This is a genomic window from Phytopseudomonas seleniipraecipitans, assembly GCF_900102335.1.
Classification (GTDB): Bacteria; Pseudomonadota; Gammaproteobacteria; order Pseudomonadales; family Pseudomonadaceae; genus Aquipseudomonas; species Aquipseudomonas seleniipraecipitans.
In genome coordinates, this window is the sequence record NZ_FNBM01000001.1 from 750,070 (window position 1) to 767,403 (window position 17,334).

17 protein-coding genes are annotated in these 17,334 nt (G+C 60.5%); 8 read left to right on the plus strand and 9 right to left on the minus strand.

What is annotated here, in order from left to right; translation table 11 throughout:
- Window positions 1-34: 34 nt before the first annotated feature.
- From BLS60_RS03415 to rfaH, 4 genes are all read right to left on the minus strand, one after another.
- Entirely contained in the window at window positions 35-2,266 is a 2,232-nt protein-coding gene (locus BLS60_RS03415; RefSeq protein WP_092364633.1) for a GumC family protein, read from the minus strand.
- A gap of 2 nt (window positions 2,267-2,268) precedes the next feature.
- Window positions 2,269-2,808, minus strand: a complete 540-nt coding sequence (locus BLS60_RS03420; protein ID WP_070881545.1) for a polysaccharide biosynthesis/export family protein — start codon at window positions 2,806-2,808, stop codon at window positions 2,269-2,271.
- Window positions 2,809-2,940: 132 nt separating this feature from the next.
- A complete protein-coding gene (locus BLS60_RS03425) occupies window positions 2,941-4,101 on the minus strand; it encodes an outer membrane beta-barrel protein (protein ID WP_092364636.1) in 1,161 nt (386 codons plus the stop codon).
- Between the two features lie 425 nt (window positions 4,102-4,526).
- On the minus strand, window positions 4,527-5,039 hold the full coding sequence (gene rfaH / locus BLS60_RS03430; protein ID WP_092364639.1) for a transcription/translation regulatory transformer protein RfaH: 513 nt from the start codon (window positions 5,037-5,039) through the stop codon (window positions 4,527-4,529).
- A 404-nt stretch (window positions 5,040-5,443) separates the two neighbouring features.
- Here rfaH and BLS60_RS03435 point away from each other — a divergent pair, with 404 nt between their 5' ends.
- On the plus strand, window positions 5,444-6,487 hold the full coding sequence (locus BLS60_RS03435; RefSeq protein WP_070881543.1) for a glycosyltransferase family 2 protein: 1,044 nt from the start codon (window positions 5,444-5,446) through the stop codon (window positions 6,485-6,487).
- On the opposite strand, the gene rfbC is transcribed toward BLS60_RS03435, so the two are convergent.
- The 5 genes from rfbC to BLS60_RS03460 all read right to left on the minus strand — a co-directional run bounded on the left by rfbC (window position 6,481) and on the right by BLS60_RS03460 (window position 11,563).
- Window positions 6,481-7,029, minus strand: coding sequence for a dTDP-4-dehydrorhamnose 3,5-epimerase (gene rfbC, locus BLS60_RS03440; RefSeq protein WP_092364642.1), 549 nt, complete (start codon window positions 7,027-7,029; stop codon window positions 6,481-6,483). The two genes, BLS60_RS03435 and rfbC, sit on opposite strands and share 7 nt — an antisense overlap.
- Window positions 7,026-8,387 (minus strand): NAD(P)H-dependent oxidoreductase, encoded by a 1,362-nt coding sequence (locus tag BLS60_RS03445; RefSeq protein ID WP_092364645.1) that lies wholly within the window; start codon window positions 8,385-8,387, stop codon window positions 7,026-7,028. The genes rfbC and BLS60_RS03445 overlap by 4 nt, the downstream gene beginning before the upstream one ends.
- A 13-nt stretch (window positions 8,388-8,400) precedes the next feature.
- Complete coding sequence (gene rfbF / locus BLS60_RS03450; RefSeq protein ID WP_070881540.1) at window positions 8,401-9,177, minus strand: glucose-1-phosphate cytidylyltransferase; 777 nt, start codon at window positions 9,175-9,177, stop codon at window positions 8,401-8,403.
- Between the two features lie 71 nt (window positions 9,178-9,248).
- On the minus strand, window positions 9,249-10,295 hold the full coding sequence (locus BLS60_RS03455) for an NAD-dependent epimerase/dehydratase family protein (protein WP_092364648.1): 1,047 nt from the start codon (window positions 10,293-10,295) through the stop codon (window positions 9,249-9,251).
- A gap of 296 nt (window positions 10,296-10,591) precedes the next feature.
- The gene (locus BLS60_RS03460; protein ID WP_092364651.1) at window positions 10,592-11,563 is read right to left on the minus strand and encodes a D-2-hydroxyacid dehydrogenase family protein; all 972 of its coding nucleotides are present in this window, start codon (window positions 11,561-11,563) and stop codon (window positions 10,592-10,594) included.
- Window positions 11,564-11,885: 322 nt separating this feature from the next.
- Between BLS60_RS03460 and BLS60_RS03465 the strand changes: the two genes are divergently transcribed.
- The 7 genes from BLS60_RS03465 (at window position 11,886) to BLS60_RS03495 (ending at window position 17,332) form a co-directional block, all read left to right on the plus strand.
- On the plus strand, window positions 11,886-12,197 hold the full coding sequence (locus tag BLS60_RS03465) for a YgaP-like transmembrane domain (RefSeq protein WP_070881537.1): 312 nt from the start codon (window positions 11,886-11,888) through the stop codon (window positions 12,195-12,197).
- A gap of 68 nt (window positions 12,198-12,265) precedes the next feature.
- On the plus strand, window positions 12,266-12,592 hold the full coding sequence (locus tag BLS60_RS03470; protein WP_092364654.1) for a thioredoxin family protein: 327 nt from the start codon (window positions 12,266-12,268) through the stop codon (window positions 12,590-12,592).
- Window positions 12,593-12,675: 83 nt separating this feature from the next.
- Window positions 12,676-13,113 (plus strand): phosphotransferase system, HPr-related protein, encoded by a 438-nt coding sequence (locus BLS60_RS03475; protein ID WP_092364656.1) that lies wholly within the window; start codon window positions 12,676-12,678, stop codon window positions 13,111-13,113.
- Window positions 13,114-13,255: 142 nt separating this feature from the next.
- Window positions 13,256-13,639, plus strand: coding sequence for a MerR family transcriptional regulator (locus BLS60_RS03480; RefSeq protein WP_070881534.1), 384 nt, complete (start codon window positions 13,256-13,258; stop codon window positions 13,637-13,639).
- 46 nt (window positions 13,640-13,685) lie between these two features.
- Window positions 13,686-14,870: an isovaleryl-CoA dehydrogenase gene (locus tag BLS60_RS03485; RefSeq protein WP_092364659.1), complete on the plus strand. Its 1,185-nt coding sequence runs from the start codon at window positions 13,686-13,688 to the stop codon at window positions 14,868-14,870.
- Between the two features lie 44 nt (window positions 14,871-14,914).
- Window positions 14,915-16,522, plus strand: coding sequence for a carboxyl transferase domain-containing protein (locus tag BLS60_RS03490; RefSeq protein WP_092364662.1), 1,608 nt, complete (start codon window positions 14,915-14,917; stop codon window positions 16,520-16,522).
- A 21-nt stretch (window positions 16,523-16,543) separates the two neighbouring features.
- Entirely contained in the window at window positions 16,544-17,332 is a 789-nt protein-coding gene (locus tag BLS60_RS03495; RefSeq protein WP_092364665.1) for a gamma-carboxygeranoyl-CoA hydratase, read from the plus strand.
- Window positions 17,333-17,334: the final 2 nt, after the last annotated feature.

Sequence of the window (17,334 nt, forward strand, 5' to 3'; positions counted from 1 at the left end):
GCCCGATGCATTGGTTGATGGCCCATCTCGCTGATCAGGCCTTGCGGTCGCTGTAGCCGTAGTGGTCGTAGTAGCCGCTGTAGTCGCCGGAACGGGCGGCTTTTTCGACGTCTACCTGATTGAGCACTACACCCATAATCGAGGCGCCGCTCTGCAGCAGGTGACCGACACCACGCTGCGCCAGCGGGATTGAAGTGGCTTCGGACTTGACCACATAGATCACCGAGTCGGCGAAGGTCGACAGCAGCGAGGCATCGCTGACCGCCTGGCTTGGCGGCGAGTCGATGATGACGTGGTCGTAGCGTTCCTTAATCATCTCCAGGAACTTGGCGAAGCGTGGCGAGGCCAGCAGTTCCAACGGGTTCGGCGGTACCGCACCGGCCGGCAGCATGTCCAGGTTGTTGCCCATGTTGTGGATGCAATCCTCGACCTTGGCGCTGCCGGTGATGAGGTTGGCCAGGCCGGGCGTACCGACCGGGAAGTCGAAGCTCTTGGCCAGGGTAGGGCGACGCAGGTCGGCGTCGATCAACAGCACACGCTGCAGCTGGCTGAGCGCGAAGGCCATGTTGGCCACCAGGGTACTCTTGCCTTCGCCAGGCGAGGACGAGGTCACCACCAGCACCTTCTGCGAGCGCGACGTGTCGGCGAGCATCAGGCTGGTTCGAATGGTGCGGATCGACTCGCAGAAGCGCGCGTCCTCGCCATGCTCGAAGAGATGTGCGGCGGTGTACTTGGAGTTGTTGGCGATAAGCGGCACGATACCGAGAACCGGCAGGTTCAACTTGTTCTCGACGTCGTCCACGCTCTTGAAGGTGTTGTTGAGAATGTCGCGGATCACTGCCAGGGCGAGCGCGAACACCAGCGCCAGACCCGCTGCAAGCACGATCAGCAGTTTCTTGTTCGGTGCGCTGGCCTGCATCGGGGCAATCGCCTTGTCGATGATCCGCGCGTTGCTCGAATTGACATCCTGAGTGGCCGCTGTTTCGCGCAGGCGGGTCATGAAGGTGTCGTACAGCGAACGGTTGCTCTCGACGTCGCGGGTGAGCTCACGGACCTTGAATTCCTTGCGCGAGATGTCCTGGATCTGCTCCTTGTTCTTGTTGAACGAGGCATTCAGCGAGTTCTCGTTGGCGACGGCCAACTGGTAGTTGCGCTCGATGCTCGCCACTACCTGCTCGACCTGAGCACGCAGGCTCGCGGAGGCAGCACTGAGGTCCGATTTGGCTGCCGCCATAGCTGGATGGCGGTCACCGTAACGGCGCGACAGCTCTTCCACCTTGGCGCGGGCGCGGGCTTCTTCAGCTTTGAACTGTTGAATCAGCGGGTTGCCCAGCACGGCCGGCACGCTGGACAGGCGACGCCAGTCACCCGAACCCATGGACTGCACTTGGCGATACTGGCTTTCGGCTTCGGCACGCTGACGGCGCGCATCGATCATGCGGTCGCCGGTCAGCGACAATTCGTTGTTGCTGATGGTGGCCACGCCGTTGACGTCGACCAGGCCTTCAGCCTCACGGTAGGCCTGCAGGCGGTTTTCGGCTTCTTGCAGCGAGCTGCGCAGCTCGGTCAGGCGGGTATTCATCCAGGTGGTCGCCGACAGCGACATTTCCATCTGCGCTTCGAGCTGGCTGTCGATGTAGTTGCTGGCCAGGGAGTTGGCAATCTCTGCGGCGGTCAGGCGATCCGGCAGCTCGACGGAGATGCTCACCAGTTGGCTCTTGCCTTCGACCCAGATGCTGGTGCGGTCCATCACCATCTTGGTGACGATGTCCAACAGCTCGGCTTCGGTCATCGGCGTCGCCGGCTCTGGCGCGTCGACCAGGCCGGTAACCGACAGCATGCCCTGCAGGCTGCGCACGAAACCGCTGATGTTGATCAATGGTTGCGGCTGCTGGCGTGGGTCGAAATCCGGGTGCTCGGTGAGGCTGAGCTCGCGCACGACCTTTTCGGCAACGACGCGGCTCTTGATCAGGCCCAGTTGAGTCTGCAGGTATTCGTTCACGGCACCGGTGGTGTCATAGACCTGCTGGAAGGACACCAGCTGGGTGCCTTTGGTCTCGATCATCACCGTCGAAACGGCCTTGTAAACCGGCGTCATCCGAGAAACGGCAAACGCGGTGAGCAGGGTGACCACTACCACGAACAGGGCGATGGCCCACTTGCGCATCCAGATGGCATTCCAGATACGTCGCAGGTCGATGTAATCGCTATCTGCTTCCGACGGCGAAGGCTGCCACTGTCGGATCGTGCGTGCAGGACTGTTCATAGTTAGAAGAACCCTTGATCAATGGTGATGGTGTCGCCCGGCTTGACCAGGGTGTCGAGTGTGGCCTTTTCCGAAGCACGTTCCTCACCGTTACCGCGCGCGATGGTGATGCGCTTGGTCGATGCGCGTTCAGTCAGGCCACCGGCCAGGGCAATGGCGCGGTCCAGGGTCAGGCCGGGCTGATAGGGGTAGCCGCCAGGCGCTTTCACTTCGCCGCTGATATAGAACTCGCGGTAAGTGGTGACAGCGACGGAAACGCGAGGGTCGACCAGGTAACCGTCGGCCTTGAGCTTGTCGGTCAGGATGCGTTCTATATCGCCGGCGGTTTTGTCGCGGGCTTCAATCGATCCCAGGAAGGGGTAGGAAAACATGCCAGCGTCATTCAGGCGGATTTCCTCGAACGACAGATCGGGCTCACCAAAGACGCTGATCTTGATCACGTCGCCAGAGCTCAGTCGATACTGTGGATTGGCCTGGGCGCCGGCCGCAAACGCTAGCAACAGCAGCAGCGAGAAGGCTTTGAACAGACGGTGGACTGACATCCGCGTACTCCTTGTGGTTGGTTTGTCTCTGGCGCCGGGAAACGCGGCGCCACCGCTCACCTGCAAAGGCGAACGGGTAAAGGTTGAAAGGGTTGATGACGGGATCGTCACCCTGGCCGAGGAGCCTCGGTGCTAGAGGCTCAAGCTCAACGACAGCTGATAGATGTTTCGGTCATAGGATTTCTCGCGCACGCTCGAATCGTTTTCGGTGTGACGGTAACCCAGCGATACATCGACCCAGCGATCCGGGGAGTAGGTGACCCCCAGGCCATAGCTGGTGCGGTCGTCCTGACGTTCGATCGCCTTGTAGTCGCGTTCCGAGTAGCGGTAATCCAGATCCGTACGGATAAAGGCCGACCACTCATGTTCCCAACTCAGGCGGGTGGTGGTGTCCTGAACGGTGCTCGCACCGTCGTCACCTTCATCGAAGGCGCGACGGGTGTTGAGTTTGACTACAGAATAAGTACGCGGCTCCCAGGCCACACCGACTTCCCACATCGGGCTGGTGTAATCCTCGCGCGTATTGCTGTCGAAGTTCTTGCGCTCGGCGCCCAGGCGCAAGGTGCCGGAGGTCTTGGCGGTCGCTTCCCAGGTGGCGCCGAACAGCGCAGCATCGTTGGTGCTGTCGCGGTTGCTGCCGCTGCGCACATAGTCGTGATCGGTGTGGCGCAGCTCTACCAGCGAGCGCGTGCTACCGCCCAGACGGTGATACCACACGGTGTTGAACATCGTGCTGTCGCGTTCTTCGTCGGCGTTGAGGTCGCCGCTGTTGCGATAGCGGATGCCTTCGCGATTGATTCCGAAATCCAGCTGATTCAAACCGCTTAACGTGCCGTAGCTGTACGTGGCGCCCGCTACGCTGCGGTCGTACTTGTCGTTTTCATTGTCATCGGGATCAGCCAGGTCGATGGTTTCCTCGATGCGGTGATAGCCGAGGTTCCAACGCAGGCGATTGCGCGAGTTGAATTCGAGAATGCTGCGAAAACGCAGGTGGTGGTCGGTGTGGCTGGCGCGATCATCGGAGTGGTAGGTCTGGTCGTCGAATTCGTATTCGAGCTGGTAACCACTGTTACGCGTCTCGGCGCTGAGCAGAAATTTCGGGTTGACGCTGGTGACCCAGGAAGAGCCAGCGCCATCACGCAGGCCGCGGTAGTTGTCGTCGTAGCTCTCGGTAAGATCGAGGGTCGGCGTGAACTCGAAGCCGGCCAAGTCAATGCTCGCCGGGTCGGTAGCCCAACTGGCTGTAGACAACGTACCTGCTAACGAAGCCGTCAGTATCTTGGAGAGTTTCATGGTGCCAAATCCCTTCCTGGGGTTGATCGCTGTAGTGGGGTGGCCAATCACTGCGTCGGTTGACGCAGTGGTAAAAGGTAAGCCGATAGCTCGTAGGCAGTTACCTACCGCACTGGCTAGCGGCCATTTTTCATGAGTCATTGGTTGTCGGCTCCCGAAAGAAGTTCCCTGACCGCCGTGAAACTCATCACAGGCAACTCGACAAAGAAAAGTGGAACTTTTTTCGCACTCTAATGGTTCGCCCTCATTATGAATGCTGCATTTGGATGCGATGGGGATGGGCTGTCGGGCACGCTACCGCCCCAAGGCCATGCTTCTTAAGGGCTTTAAAGCGTGTTAGGCGCCATATAACGGCGGGCGCGGGCGTCAAACCGACAGGCTAATCGCTGGGCATTACAGCCATGTGAATTGCTATTCAGCAACTTTCATGCCGGCAAACTTCGCAGATGCGAGAGGGGCACTTTTATAGGCCTCTCTCGGTTAAGAAGGCGCAATAAAAGCATCACTCTATGCTCACCGTCCATTGCCATAAAAATCGCCTCCATGTCCGCCAATGGACCGGCGCCAATATGTACTCTATCGCCCGGTTCGAGTGTGGTTTTTTGAACCACTTCAAGGTGGCGATCTTTTAACTTCTGAATAATGGCGTCATCTATTTGGCATGGCTTTCCGCAAAAGCTCACCACTTTGTTCACTCCGCGGGTAGAACGCAACTTCGCCCAGTTACCTTCCGCCTTCATGTGCAAAAAAATATACCCGGGGAACAGCGACTGATTGAGCTTGGCGGCGGCTCCCGCTGTTGCTGGGTGATGAATAACGCGCGGTAGGAAACACTCGAAACCCTGTCTTTCCAGATGTTCCAAGGCTTTTTGGTCGCTGCGGGGCTTGCACTGAATGAGGTACCAGGCGAGTTCGGCGAGTTTGCTGTCAGTTTTCATAAACCTCTGCTTTCCATGCGTTTGAGGCCGTTGTAACTCGGTATTGTTGCACCTAAGCGATTGTAATTTTTTTGATGATTCTTTGGGGTTTTAGCGACGAGTGGATGCTGTTCGAACTGTGCCAGTAAATCCGACAAGCGGCAATAAAAACTCTACCAGTGGAGGCGCTTTTATCCGCTGGAAACATGCATAGTAGGGGCGTATTCCGCGGAGCTGAAAAGTTCCCTGGAGAGTTGTAAGTAATTTTTATGGCGCCTGTTTTTTGATGTTTTTCATCTCGACGTACAGGTTGTCGATTGTTCTGAACGGATTGCCGGGTCGCGCATCTGCATACACAGAACGAGTGAATAATATCGAGCCATGATGGCCAAAAGACATCAACCCTCATTAAGGATGATAAATTTATGTCGCATATATACGCCGTGGTTCTTACTTATAATCGTAAGGATTTGCTCAAGCGTTGCCTGGATGCGTTGCACGCACAAACCAGACCCTGCGATGGCATTATCGTGATTGATAACGCCAGCACTGATGGTACGGAGCAGATGGTGCTGGACTTGGCGTTACCCGGCCTCGAACTCTATGTTCTTTCCAACAACGTCGGTGCATCAGGTGGGTTCAACGCCGGCTTTCGCATGGCGTACCAGCGTGGAGCTGATTTCGTCTGGATGATGGACGACGATGTGATCCCCAATCCCGATGCATTACAGCGGCTGGTAGAAGCGGACGAGCTGTTGGCAGCGCGTGATATTCCGCGCAGCTTCTTGTTGTCTGGTGCCTATACGCAAGACGGCCTGGTCAATAACTCGCCCGCGCTGGATCAGCGTCGTAACCGCATCGACTATGAATGCTGGCCAGCCACGGTGGAACTCGGGGTAATGCCCGTGTCGCGGGCGACCTTCGTGTCTATTCTGGTGCCGCGGGCTACGCTCACCGAGCACGGCGTGCCGATCTCTTCGATGTTCATCTGGGGTGAGGATACCGAGTTCACGTTGCGTGTTACCCGTAATGCGCCGGGCTATCTGGTCGGTGCCAGCAAGGTGCTGCATCTGCGCCAAGAGGGCGGCGGGGCGATCAATATTCGTACTGAGAAGAGTCCTGCGCGAATTGGCTATCACCGGCACTTCGTTCGCAACGAGTTGTTCATCACGCGCAAGTACGCCAGCCGCCGCCGGATGGTGAAAACCCTTACCTACCGGTTGTGGGGCATGTTCAAGCTGGTGATGAGTGGGGAGATCCGCAAGGCTCGTGTCGTTCTGGTCGGCTTGCTGGAAGCGCTGGCATTTTCGCCGCGGATCGAACCCGCTGATGCACCGCTGGAAACCTTGCGTGTGCAGGTCAGGCGGGCGGCAGCGCCAGCATTCGAGATCGCGGCCCCAGCGCCCATGCCGGTAAACATGGATTCCATCTCCGACTTCCTGCAGCCGGAGATGATGGCGGCTCAGTAAAGCTTTTCGGTGCGGTCGGCGATCAATGGCCAGGCCGCATCCTTTTCTGAAATCGTGGTCACGGCGAGTGGCCAGTCGATGCTCAGCCGCTCGTCGTTGTAACGCAGACCACGTTCCGCGGCGGGTGTGTAAGGCGCGGACACCAGATAGCTGACTTCCACATCGTCGCTCAGGGTCTGGAAAGAATGCGCGAAACCCGGCGGTACATAGAGCTGACGGTGGTTGTCGGCGGTCAATTCGAATGCCTCGTGCTGCAGATAGGTCGAGGAGTCCTCACGCAGATCCACGATCACGTCGACGATCGCGCCCTGGGTGCAGCGCACCAGTTTGGCTTCGCCGTAAGGCTGCATTTGATAATGCAGCCCGCGCAAGGTGCCGCGGCGCGCCGAACGTGATGCATTCTGCTGCACGAATTGACTGAGCAAACCGTGGCGCTCGAATTCTTCGGCACAGAAGGTGCGCGCGAAATAACCGCGCTCGTCACCGCGCGGTTCCAGCTCGATCAGCCAGGCATCGTTGAGTGTGGTGGGGTGAAAAATCATGACTGCTCCTGGCCGGTGGTCATACGAATGCGTTGTGTGCTGGCGGCGCCTGCTGCGAACAGGCTTTCCTGCTCCACATACAGGCGATCAACAAGTCGTCCTGGCGGAAACTGCACGTCATCGAAGGTCAGCGGTGCATCCTTGGCAACGGCGCGCTTGAGCGTGCAGCCGAGCGCGAGGCCAATGGGTAATAGATTCTCGTCGCGAATGGCTGCCATGTTTTCAGCAACGCCGTACGCTTCGTACCCGCCAAAGTCCTCGATGCAGTCGCCTGGGCTGAGGTCTTTCTTGGCCACTGCAATTACGCCCACGGTCGGGCCGCCGCGGGGCGTCAGCACCGGGTCACCAAACAGCACGGCGCGAGCCACCGAGTTGGGCACCTCGAAGTGGCACAGGTGATAAGGCGTGTAGAAGCTGTAGTAGGGGCCCTTACCGAGTTTGTAGAGCTCCAGGTAATGGCGCTGCCGCGGGTTTTCCAACGTGCCGATGACGAACACACCAGGGCCGGGGCGCGCACCGACGACGTAATCCACCAGGCCGGGCTCACCCGGGTCGAGGTACGGTTCGAAGGCGCTCAGGGTGTCCTCGATGGGAACCAGTGGCGCGCCAGGGTTGCCGCCGGAAAAGTCCGGGCCGAGCATGCCGCGGCGAGCCACGCGCATGCCTGTGGCGTTGGCGACAATGGCCTGCTCGAAGGAAATCTTGGTGCCATCGGCGAAGGAGGCGACCATCGCTGGTTTCTGACCCCAACGGCGAGCAAATTCTTGCTGAGTGGTCGGGTTGCGATAAGGATCATGCAAGCCCTTGATGTTGCCGCACAGCACCGGCTTGACGCCCAACCCTGCGACGAAACGGTAGAGGTTCATCTGCACGCCCGGCTGGTCACCGTCCGAAAAGGTGTAGATGACGCCAGCCTGGTCGGCTTTGTGCTTGAGAATCGGGCCGATGGTGCCATCCAGCTCGGCGTTCATTTGCACCACGTGCTTGCCGGCTTCGAGGGCTGCCAGCACAGCGTGGGCGGCATATTCGATGGAGCCGGTCACTTCGATGATGGCGTCCAGGCCCGCGGCGCGTGCCAATGCCTGTGCGTCTTCGGTAACTGCCGGGGTTCCGCTGGCAATGGCACGCTCCAGTTCGGCCTGTGTATCACAGCGCAGTGGCTCGATGCCCGCCTGGTCGTAAACGCCGACAGCGCTGCCGATGTTTCGGTTAGCGACGGCGCACAGGCGCATGCCGGTGGTGGCAGTGAGAATCTGCAGGGCAATGCCGCTGCCCTGAAAGCCCGCGCCAATCATGCCCACGCGAATGGGGTGGCCCTCGGCTTCGCGCTTGGCCAAGGCGGTATCAACGATGATCATCGGTGTTGCTCCTTCAGTCTTTCCACTGCTTCCAGGGGGCGCCGCTGGCCCAGGCGGTTTCCAGGGTGATCTTGTCGCGTAGTGAATCCATGCTCTGCCAGTAGCCGCTGTGGTGATAGCTGCCGAGCATGTCGCGCTCTACCAGGCGATCCATCGGCTCGTTTTCCCACGTGGTCTGGTCGTCGTCGATCAGCTCGAATACTTCAGGTTCGCACACGAAAAATCCGCCATTGATCAGGCCGCCATCAGCCGCGCCTTTCTCACGGAATGCCTCGACGCGGTTGAGGTCTTCGTTGAGGCGCAGCGCGCCGTAGCGGCCGGGTTGGGTGACGGCGGTCAGGGTGCACCAGCGTTTCGAGGCCTTGTGCACCTCGACCAATTCGCGGATGTTCACGTCGCTGACACCGTCGCCGTAGGTCAGGCAGAAGGGGCCGTCACTGAGCAAACGCATGGCGCGCTTGAGGCGCCCACCGGTCATCGAGTCGGCGCCGGTGTCGAGCACGGTGACGCGCCAGTCTTCGCTGACGCTCTCCAGCCAGTCGATGTTGCCGGTCTTCAGGTCGATGGTGTAGTCGGTCCGCTGGGCGCGGTAATTGAGGAAATAGTCGCGGATGTAGTCGACCTTGTAGCCGCCAAGCACCACGAAGTCGTTGAAGCCATGGTGCGCGTACATTTTCATGATGTGCCAGATGATCGGCCTGCCGCCGATTTCGACCATCGGCTTGGGACGGATTGCCGTCTCCTCGCTCAATCGTGTACCGAAGCCACCTGCAAAGATTGCGACTTTCATGATGGTATTCCTCCCTGATGAGTGGACGCTGAATCGGAAAAACGGCCGGGTAAAACCGGCAGTACCGGGTGCTAGCGGGAATGCCAGCGCAGATCTTCGGACAAGCGACCACTGTCGATGTGGCCCTGCAGCACACGCAGGCGCACCAGTGGCGAGGTGCGGAACTGGGTGTCGGCGAAGTTCATGCCCCGCAGACCCTCGACCAGCTGGCTGATCGACTTGGCCAAGGTCATTTGCGGTTGGTGGTGGGGGGCGAGGCGGGCGAACAGGCTGAAGTCGACCTGATAGGAGCGGCTGTCGACCGGCGCTTCGGTATTGATGCTCACCTCGGTGCCCGGCAGCGCTTCGGCCACGGCTGCGGCAAGGTCGCGCACCTGGTGGTTGCGTTCGTTACAGCCGGTATTTACCCGCAGGATGCGCCCGCCATTGTCAGCGCTGCGCTGGATCGCCCAATCGATGGCGCGGGCCATGTCCGCCACATCGATCAGCGGTCGCCAGGGCGAGCCGTCGCTGAGTACCGTGATACGGCCGTCGCTGAGCGCACCCGCGACGAAATCATTGAGCACCAGGTCCAGGCGCAAGCGGTCGGACATCCCGCAGGCGGTGGCGAAGCGCAGGCTGGTAATCACCATGTCGCCGTCGATATCGGCGAGGGCATCTTCACTGCCGATCTTAGAACGCGCATAGGCGGTCATGGGTGCGACCGGATCAGCTTCCGTGCGCGGGCCGCCCTCGGCCACGCCATAGACACTGCAGCTGGAAGCGAAGACGAAATTGCGCACGCCGGCGCGTGCCGCGGCCTTGGCGATGCTGATGGTGGCGTCCTGGTTGATGGCCTCGGTGACGCCGGCGAAACGATCTCCCATGGGGTCGTTGGACACGGCTGCCAATTGCACCACCGCGTCGTAGCCGGCCAGTGCCTGCTCCGACAAATCGCGCACGTCTCCAAAGAACTGCTGCGTCAGCCGCTGTTCGGGCAGCGTATGGGCGTTTGTAAGGCAGTGCGCGAAGTAGGCGTTGTCGTAGCCATGCACGATTGCCGAAGGGTGGCGAGCCGTCAGCTCGCGGATTACTGCGGGGCCGACATAGCCCATGTTGCCAAGAACCAGAATCTTCATATGCCATCCTTGCGCCGCCGCCCGGGATTGGGCCGGCATCCAACGATGGGCTGATGATATTCTCGCGACAGAAAAATGCTTATTTTTTCTGATGAATGGTTTTGTTTATATAAGTGCCTGATAAATAAAGATATTTATATAATTTAATGATTTTATTGGCTTTTTTCCACCGTCCTCGACGCCTAGGATTGCCAGTGAACAGCCAGCAGACCCCCGAAAAACCTGGCGATTATGAGTTTCAAAGGCTCTGGAATGGGCTTTGTGGGGGATCTCACAAAAATGAAATTTAGTCGTCATCATGCCAATGGGCGAGCTTCCGGGTTAGCCAATGTGCATTGTTCACCGTTGAAAAACGCCTGCACGTTGGCAAAGGCATCACCGAAATACAGTTCATACCCTTCGCGTTCTACGTATCCAAGGTGAGGTGTGCAGAGCACGCCTGGGTGCTTAAGAAGCGGATGCGCGGGATCGACAAGGGGTTCCTGTTCGAACACGTCAAGCGCTGCAGAGCCCGGCCGGCCTAGGTTTAGTGATTCGAGCAAGGCGCCGGGCGCGACCAGCTCGGCGCGACTGGTGTTGACTAGTAGTGCTGTTGGTTTCATGTTCGCCAAATCTTTGGCGGTCACCAGATGGCGAGTGCTCTCGACCAGACGCAGGTGCAGGCTGAGCACATCGGCCTGCGCAAAAAAAGCCTCGCGCGATTCGGCGGCCCGATGGCCATCGGCGATGGCTGCCTCGCGGGACGTTTCACTGCCCCACACCAGTACGGGCATCTCGAAGGCCTGGGCATAACGCGCCAGGCGCTGTCCGATCTTGCCGTACCCCCAGATGGCCAGCGTTTGCCCGGCCAGGCGCTGGCCGAGGTTGACCTGCCACTGGCCGGCGTACATCGCTTGCATAGCCGGGAACAGCTGACGCCTGGCATTGATGATCAACGCCCAGGTCAATTCGGCTGGCGCGATGGGCGAACCTCGCCCTTCCATTACCGCGACGCCGTGCCGCGTGCAGGCGGCTACGTCGAGATGACTGGAGACCTTGCCGGTCTGGCTGATCAGCTTGAGCTTCGGCAGGCGCGCGAGCAGCGCTTCATCGATGCGCGTGCGTTCGCGGGTCAGCACCAGCGCGTCGGCATCGGCAAAGCGCGCGGCAAGCACGTCGATGTCGTCCACCGCGTCGTGATGAATGCTGACCTGGTGATCGGCCAGGAGGGCAAAGCAGTCGAGCGTGCGGATGACGTTCTGATAGTCATCGGGAATGACGATATGCATGGGTGGGACTCCGGGGTTGATGCAGCTAGCGCGACTCCGCTGCAATGGCGTGCTGGCCGAGCGATTGATTTGCGAGGCTATCACTGATTCGCGTGAGCCAGATTTACCCTGATACGGGCTCACTGGACAGCCCGACCTGCTCCAATCGGCGCCCTGGCGATACACCGCGTATCGCCAAAACGTTGCTGCGAGTGCGCGGATAAAGGCGTGCGGTTTGCCATCTCTATTAACGTGTGGGTTCCCGCCTGTCGGAGCGGCAGAACGCTGGCTGTCCCCGGTGAGTCCGTTGTGAATCACAGGAAAACAGACTGGAGCAGATGTCATGTCCACATTCGAGAAGCAAGGCGGCAGTAACGTTCAGGGTTGGGAGCGTGCGCTTTCCATCGGTAGCGGCATTGCGATGGCGCGAGGCGGCCTGAAGCGGGGCGGGGTAATCGGCCTAGCTCGTGCAGCGTTCGGCGGCCTGCTGGTCGCACGTGGGTTGAGTGGGCATTGCAAGCTCAAGGGCCTTATGGAAGATGCGCGCTCCATGCGCCCTGATGTGGACAGCATCGCCGAGAAGGTCACGCGCCTCGAAGGCGAAATCGCTGATCGGGTGAAGCCGGTCGTCAAGCAGGTTCGCGACAGCGTCTGATACGCTGACTGACCAGGCCGGCCCGCTTCTGCGGGCCGGTTGCGTTTCGCCCAGCCTCAGGAGGCAGCATGAGCAATGAATACAGCAGCACGGCGCCGAGCGCCGCCGATGTGCAGGCGATGCCCGGCATGACCCTCATTGAGTTCGGTACCGACTGGTGCGGCCACTGCCAGGCCGTGCAGCCTTTGCTGGCCAAGGTATTGCCGGATTATCCGGAAGTCACGCACCTGAAAATCGAAGACGGCAGCGGCCGGCCACTGGGGCGCTCGTTCAAGGTCAAGTTATGGCCGACGCTGGTGTTGCTGCGCGATGGCTTTGAGGTCACTCGGCTGGTGCGACCGACCTCCGTGAGTCTTGTCGAAGAAGCTTTCGAGCAACTGGTGGGCGAGGGCTGAGCGCTCGATGGCACCCCGTCAGTTTCCCTGAATTTTCCCGCTATGGGTCGAGTCCACCGAACAGACCCATACTGGAGAATGTCATGAGCACACCCAAGCAACCCGCCACGCCTCAGGAAATCGACGACATCGAGGATCGCGTGGGGTCGATCGAACAGCTGGATTTCAGCGACCGTAAGGATGATCGCGAAGGGCGCATCGGTGACACCCGTCCGCTGGACGAAGTGCAGCACGAGTACCCTGATGAGCGCGTCCGCGAAGCGGGGCAGAGCGGTGGCGAAACCCTCAGTGAAGGCCGCCACGAAGATGGCGTCAGTCTCGACGACCTCAGCCCAGAAACCCTGATCGATGACACGGGTGCACGTTCGCCTTCCGAGCGTGGCGATGACGAGCCGCTGGACCGCGATCTGACCATCGTAGGTGAAGAAGACATCGGCGGCGGCTCGGGGCTGGATGAAGCCGAACTGGCTCGAAAGCGCCCCCTCGACGGCGAGCCCTGGGATGGCGAACCGCAGTCCTGATCGCACTGATGCTTGCAAGGCATGGCCGCAAGGGCCATGCCGCTTGGCCTGAAAGCATCTCCCCGTTATTACCCGTACCGATTTGACAGCGTCTGATTGCAAGTTTACGTTTACGTAAAGGTTATTACGAGTCGCTTGCACCATGAGCCATTGCTACAGCATTTCGGACCTGGCCCAGGAACTGGGCGTCACCACCCGCACCATCCGTTTTTACGAGGAGCAGGGCATGCTCGCGCCTGAACGCAGAGGGCAGGAGCGTATCTACAGCGCCCGGGACCGGGTGACGCTGATGCTGATTCTGCGCGGCAAGCGCATCGGTTTCTCGCTGGCCGAGTGCAAGGAACTGATCGACCTCTATGACCCGAGTGGCAACCGCAAGCAGCTCGACTACTTTCTGGAAAAGATTATCGAGCGCCGTGAGCAGCTCGCCCGGCAAATGCTCGATATTCAACAGATGCAAGAGGAGCTGGATACCGCCGAGCAGCGTTGCCTAAGCGCCATGAAGGAGCTGCCCGCAGCCTCCTGAATTGCCGTCACCGCATCTCACAATTACAAGAATGGAGAGCCGTTACATGAGCGTTAACCTGCCAGGCCTGAATTTCTTCCTCGGTGAGGACATCGACATGCTGCGCGACGCAGTTGCCGGTTTCGCCGCCAAGGAAATTGCCCCGCGCGCCGCCGAGGCCGACCGCAGCGACCAGTTTCCGATGGACCTGTGGCGCAAGTTCGGTGACATGGGCCTGCTCGGCCTGACCGTCAGCGAGGAATACGGTGGCGCCGGCATGGGCTACCTGGCGCACATGGTCGCCATGGAGGAAATCTCCCGGGCTGCAGGTGGCATCGGCCTGTCTTACGGGGCGCATTCCAACCTCTGCGTGAACCAGATCAACCGCAATGGCAGCGAGGCGCAGAAGCGCAGCTTCCTGCCGAAGCTGATCAGCGGCGAACACATCGGCGCGCTGGCCATGAGCGAGCCCAACGCCGGCTCGGACGTGGTGTCGATGAAGCTGCGCGCGGACAGAAAGGGCGACTGCTATGTGCTCAACGGCAGCAAGATGTGGATCACCAATGGCCCGGACTGCGACGTGCTGGTGGTCTATGCCAAGACCGACCTGGCTGCCGGTGCCAAGGGCATGACCGCGTTCATCGTCGAGAAGGGCACAAAGGGTTTCAGCGTCGCGCAGAAGCTCGACAAGCTCGGTATGCGCGGCTCGCACACCGGTGAGCTGGTGTTCCAAGACGTCGAAGTGCCGGCGGAAAATGTACTGGGTGGCGTCGGCGAGGGCGCCCGGGTGCTGATGAGCGGACTGGACTACGAAAGGGCCGTGCTCTCCGGCGGCCCGCTCGGGTTGATGCAGGCGGCGATGGATGTCGTGGTGCCGTATATCCATGACCGCAAGCAGTTTGGCCAGAGCATCGGCGAGTTTCAGCTGATCCAGGGCAAGCTCGCCGACATGTACACCACTCAGCAGGCATGCCGCGCCTACCTATACGCCGTCGGCAAGCAGCTGGACGCGCTGGGCAGCGGCCACGTACGGCAGGTTCGCAAGGACTGCGCCGGCGTCATCCTCTATGCCGCGGAAAAAGCCACCTGGCTGGCCGGCGAAGCGATCCAGATTCTCGGCGGCAACGGCTACATCAACGAATTTCCAGTCGGTCGCCTGTGGCGCGACGCCAAACTCTACGAGATTGGCGCCGGTACAAGCGAAATCCGCCGCATGCTGATCGGTCGCGAGCTGTTCAACGAAACGGCTTGATCCAAACCCCACGCTTTCAGGTGCCCTTCAGGCGGAGCCATGCCATGGCAATACTGCACACGCAACTGAACACCCGCTCTCCCGAGTACGCCGCCAACCGTGACGTGATGCTGGCTCAGGTCGAGGAGCTGCGTACCTTACTGGCCCGTACCCGTGAAGGCGGCGGCGCCAGGGCGCAGGAGCGGCATACATCGCGCGGCAAACTGCTGCCGCGCGAGCGTATCGATCGGCTGCTCGATCCAGGTTCGCCGTTCCTGGAGATAGGCCAACTGGCTGCCTACCAGGTGTACGACGAAGACGTCGCTGCGGCGGGCGTGATCGCCGGGATTGGCCGCGTCGAAGGCGTTGAATGCATGATCATCGCCAACGACGCCACGGTGAAGGGCGGCAGCTACTACCCGTTGACCGTGAAGAAACACCTGCGCGCCCAGGCCATCGCCAGCCAGAACCGGCTGCCGTGCCTCTATCTGGTCGACTCGGGCGGCGCCAACCTGCCGCGCCAGGACGACGTATTCCCGGACCGTGAACACTTCGGACGGATCTTCTTCAATCAGGCCAACATGAGTGCCCAAGGCATTGCGCAGATCGCTGTGGTGATGGGTTCGTGTACCGCTGGCGGCGCCTATGTGCCGGCGATGAGCGACGAGACCATCATGGTCCGCGAGCAGGCGACCATCTTTCTCGCCGGCCCGCCGCTGGTCAAAGCTGCCACCGGCGAAGTGGTCAGTGCCGAGGAACTCGGTGGCGCCGACGTGCACTGCAAAACCAGCGGGGTTGCCGACCACTATGCCGAGAACGACGAGCACGCTCTGGCGTTGGCGCGGCGCTGCATCGCCAACCTCAACTGGCGCAAACTCGGCGAGCTGCACACCCAGGCGCCCATCGCGCCGCGTTATGCCGCGGACGAGCTGTACGGCGTCATTCCCGCCGACCCCAAGCAACCGTTCGACGTGCGCGAAGTGATCGCACGCATCGTCGACGACTCGCAGCTCGATGAATTCAAGGCGCTGTTCGGCACTACGCTGGTGTGCGGTTTCGCGCGCATAAACGGCTACCCGATCGCCATCCTGGCCAACAACGGCATCCTCTTCGCAGAGGCCGCGCAAAAGGGCGCGCACTTCATCGAGCTGGCCTGCCAGCGCGGCATTCCGCTGCTGTTTCTGCAGAACATCACCGGCTTTATGGTGGGCAAGAAATACGAGGAAGGCGGTATCGCCAAGCACGGCGCCAAGCTGGTTACTGCGGTGGCGTGCGCCCGCGTACCGAAATTCACGGTGATCATCGGTGGCAGCTTCGGCGCGGGCAACTATGGCATGTGCGGGCGTGCCTTCGACCCGCGCTTTCTGTGGATGTGGCCGAACGCCAAGATCGGCGTGATGGGCGCGCAGCAGGCTGCCGGTGTGTTGGTACAGGTGAAGCACGAGCAGGCGCAGCGTGCCGGCCAGGTATTTTCCGCTGAGGACGAGCAGCGTCTGAAGCAGCCGATGATCGAGCAGTACGAGCGTCAGGCGCATGCCTATTACTCCAGTGCCCGGCTGTGGGACGACGGCGTGATCGACCCGGCGCAAACGCGCGAGGTGCTGGCGCTGGCCATTTCCGCAAGCCTGAATGCGCCTGTCGAGCCGACACGTTTCGGCGTGTTCCGTATGTAAACCAGCTTCGAGGCCTGAGCGATGATCGACTTCACTACCATCGAATTGCACACCGATCCGCGCGGCGTGGCCACCTTGTGGCTGAACCGTCCGGACAAGCACAACGCCTTCAATGCCGAGATGATTGCCGAACTGATCCAGGCGCTGCGTCAGGTCAGTGAGGACGACAGCGTGCGTTTCTTGCTCCTGCGAGGACGCGGCAAGCACTTCTCGGCAGGCGCCGACCTCGCCTGGATGCAGGCGTCGGCGCAACTCGATTACGCCGCCAACCTGCGTGACGCCCATGAGCTCGGCGAGTTGATGAGCCTGCTTTATCACCTGCCGTGCCCGACGCTGGCCGTGGTGCAGGGCGCTGCGTTCGGCGGTGCAGTGGGCCTGACGGCCTGCTGCGATATCGCCATCGGTGCCAGCGAGGCGACGTTCAGTCTGTCCGAAGTACGCATCGGCCTGGTTCCCGCAGTGATCAGCCCTTACGTGGTGCAGGCCATTGGCGAGCGCGCGACCCGACGCTATGCGCTGAGTGCCGAACGTTTCAATGGCGAGTGCGCCCGCGAGCTGGGGCTGCTCGCCGAGTGCTATCCCGCCGCCGAGCTGGAAGCCGAGGTGGAACAATGGATCGCCAATCTGCTGCTCAATAGCCCGCAAGCCATGCGTGAGAGCAAGGCACTGCTGCACAGCGTTGGCAGTGGTGTGCTCAGCGATGCCCTGCGCCAGCGTACGGAAAGCGTGATTGCCGGCATTCGCGTCAGTGAAGAAGGGCAGGAGGGCCTGAACGCCTTTCTGCACAAACGCAAACCGGCCTGGCAGTGACG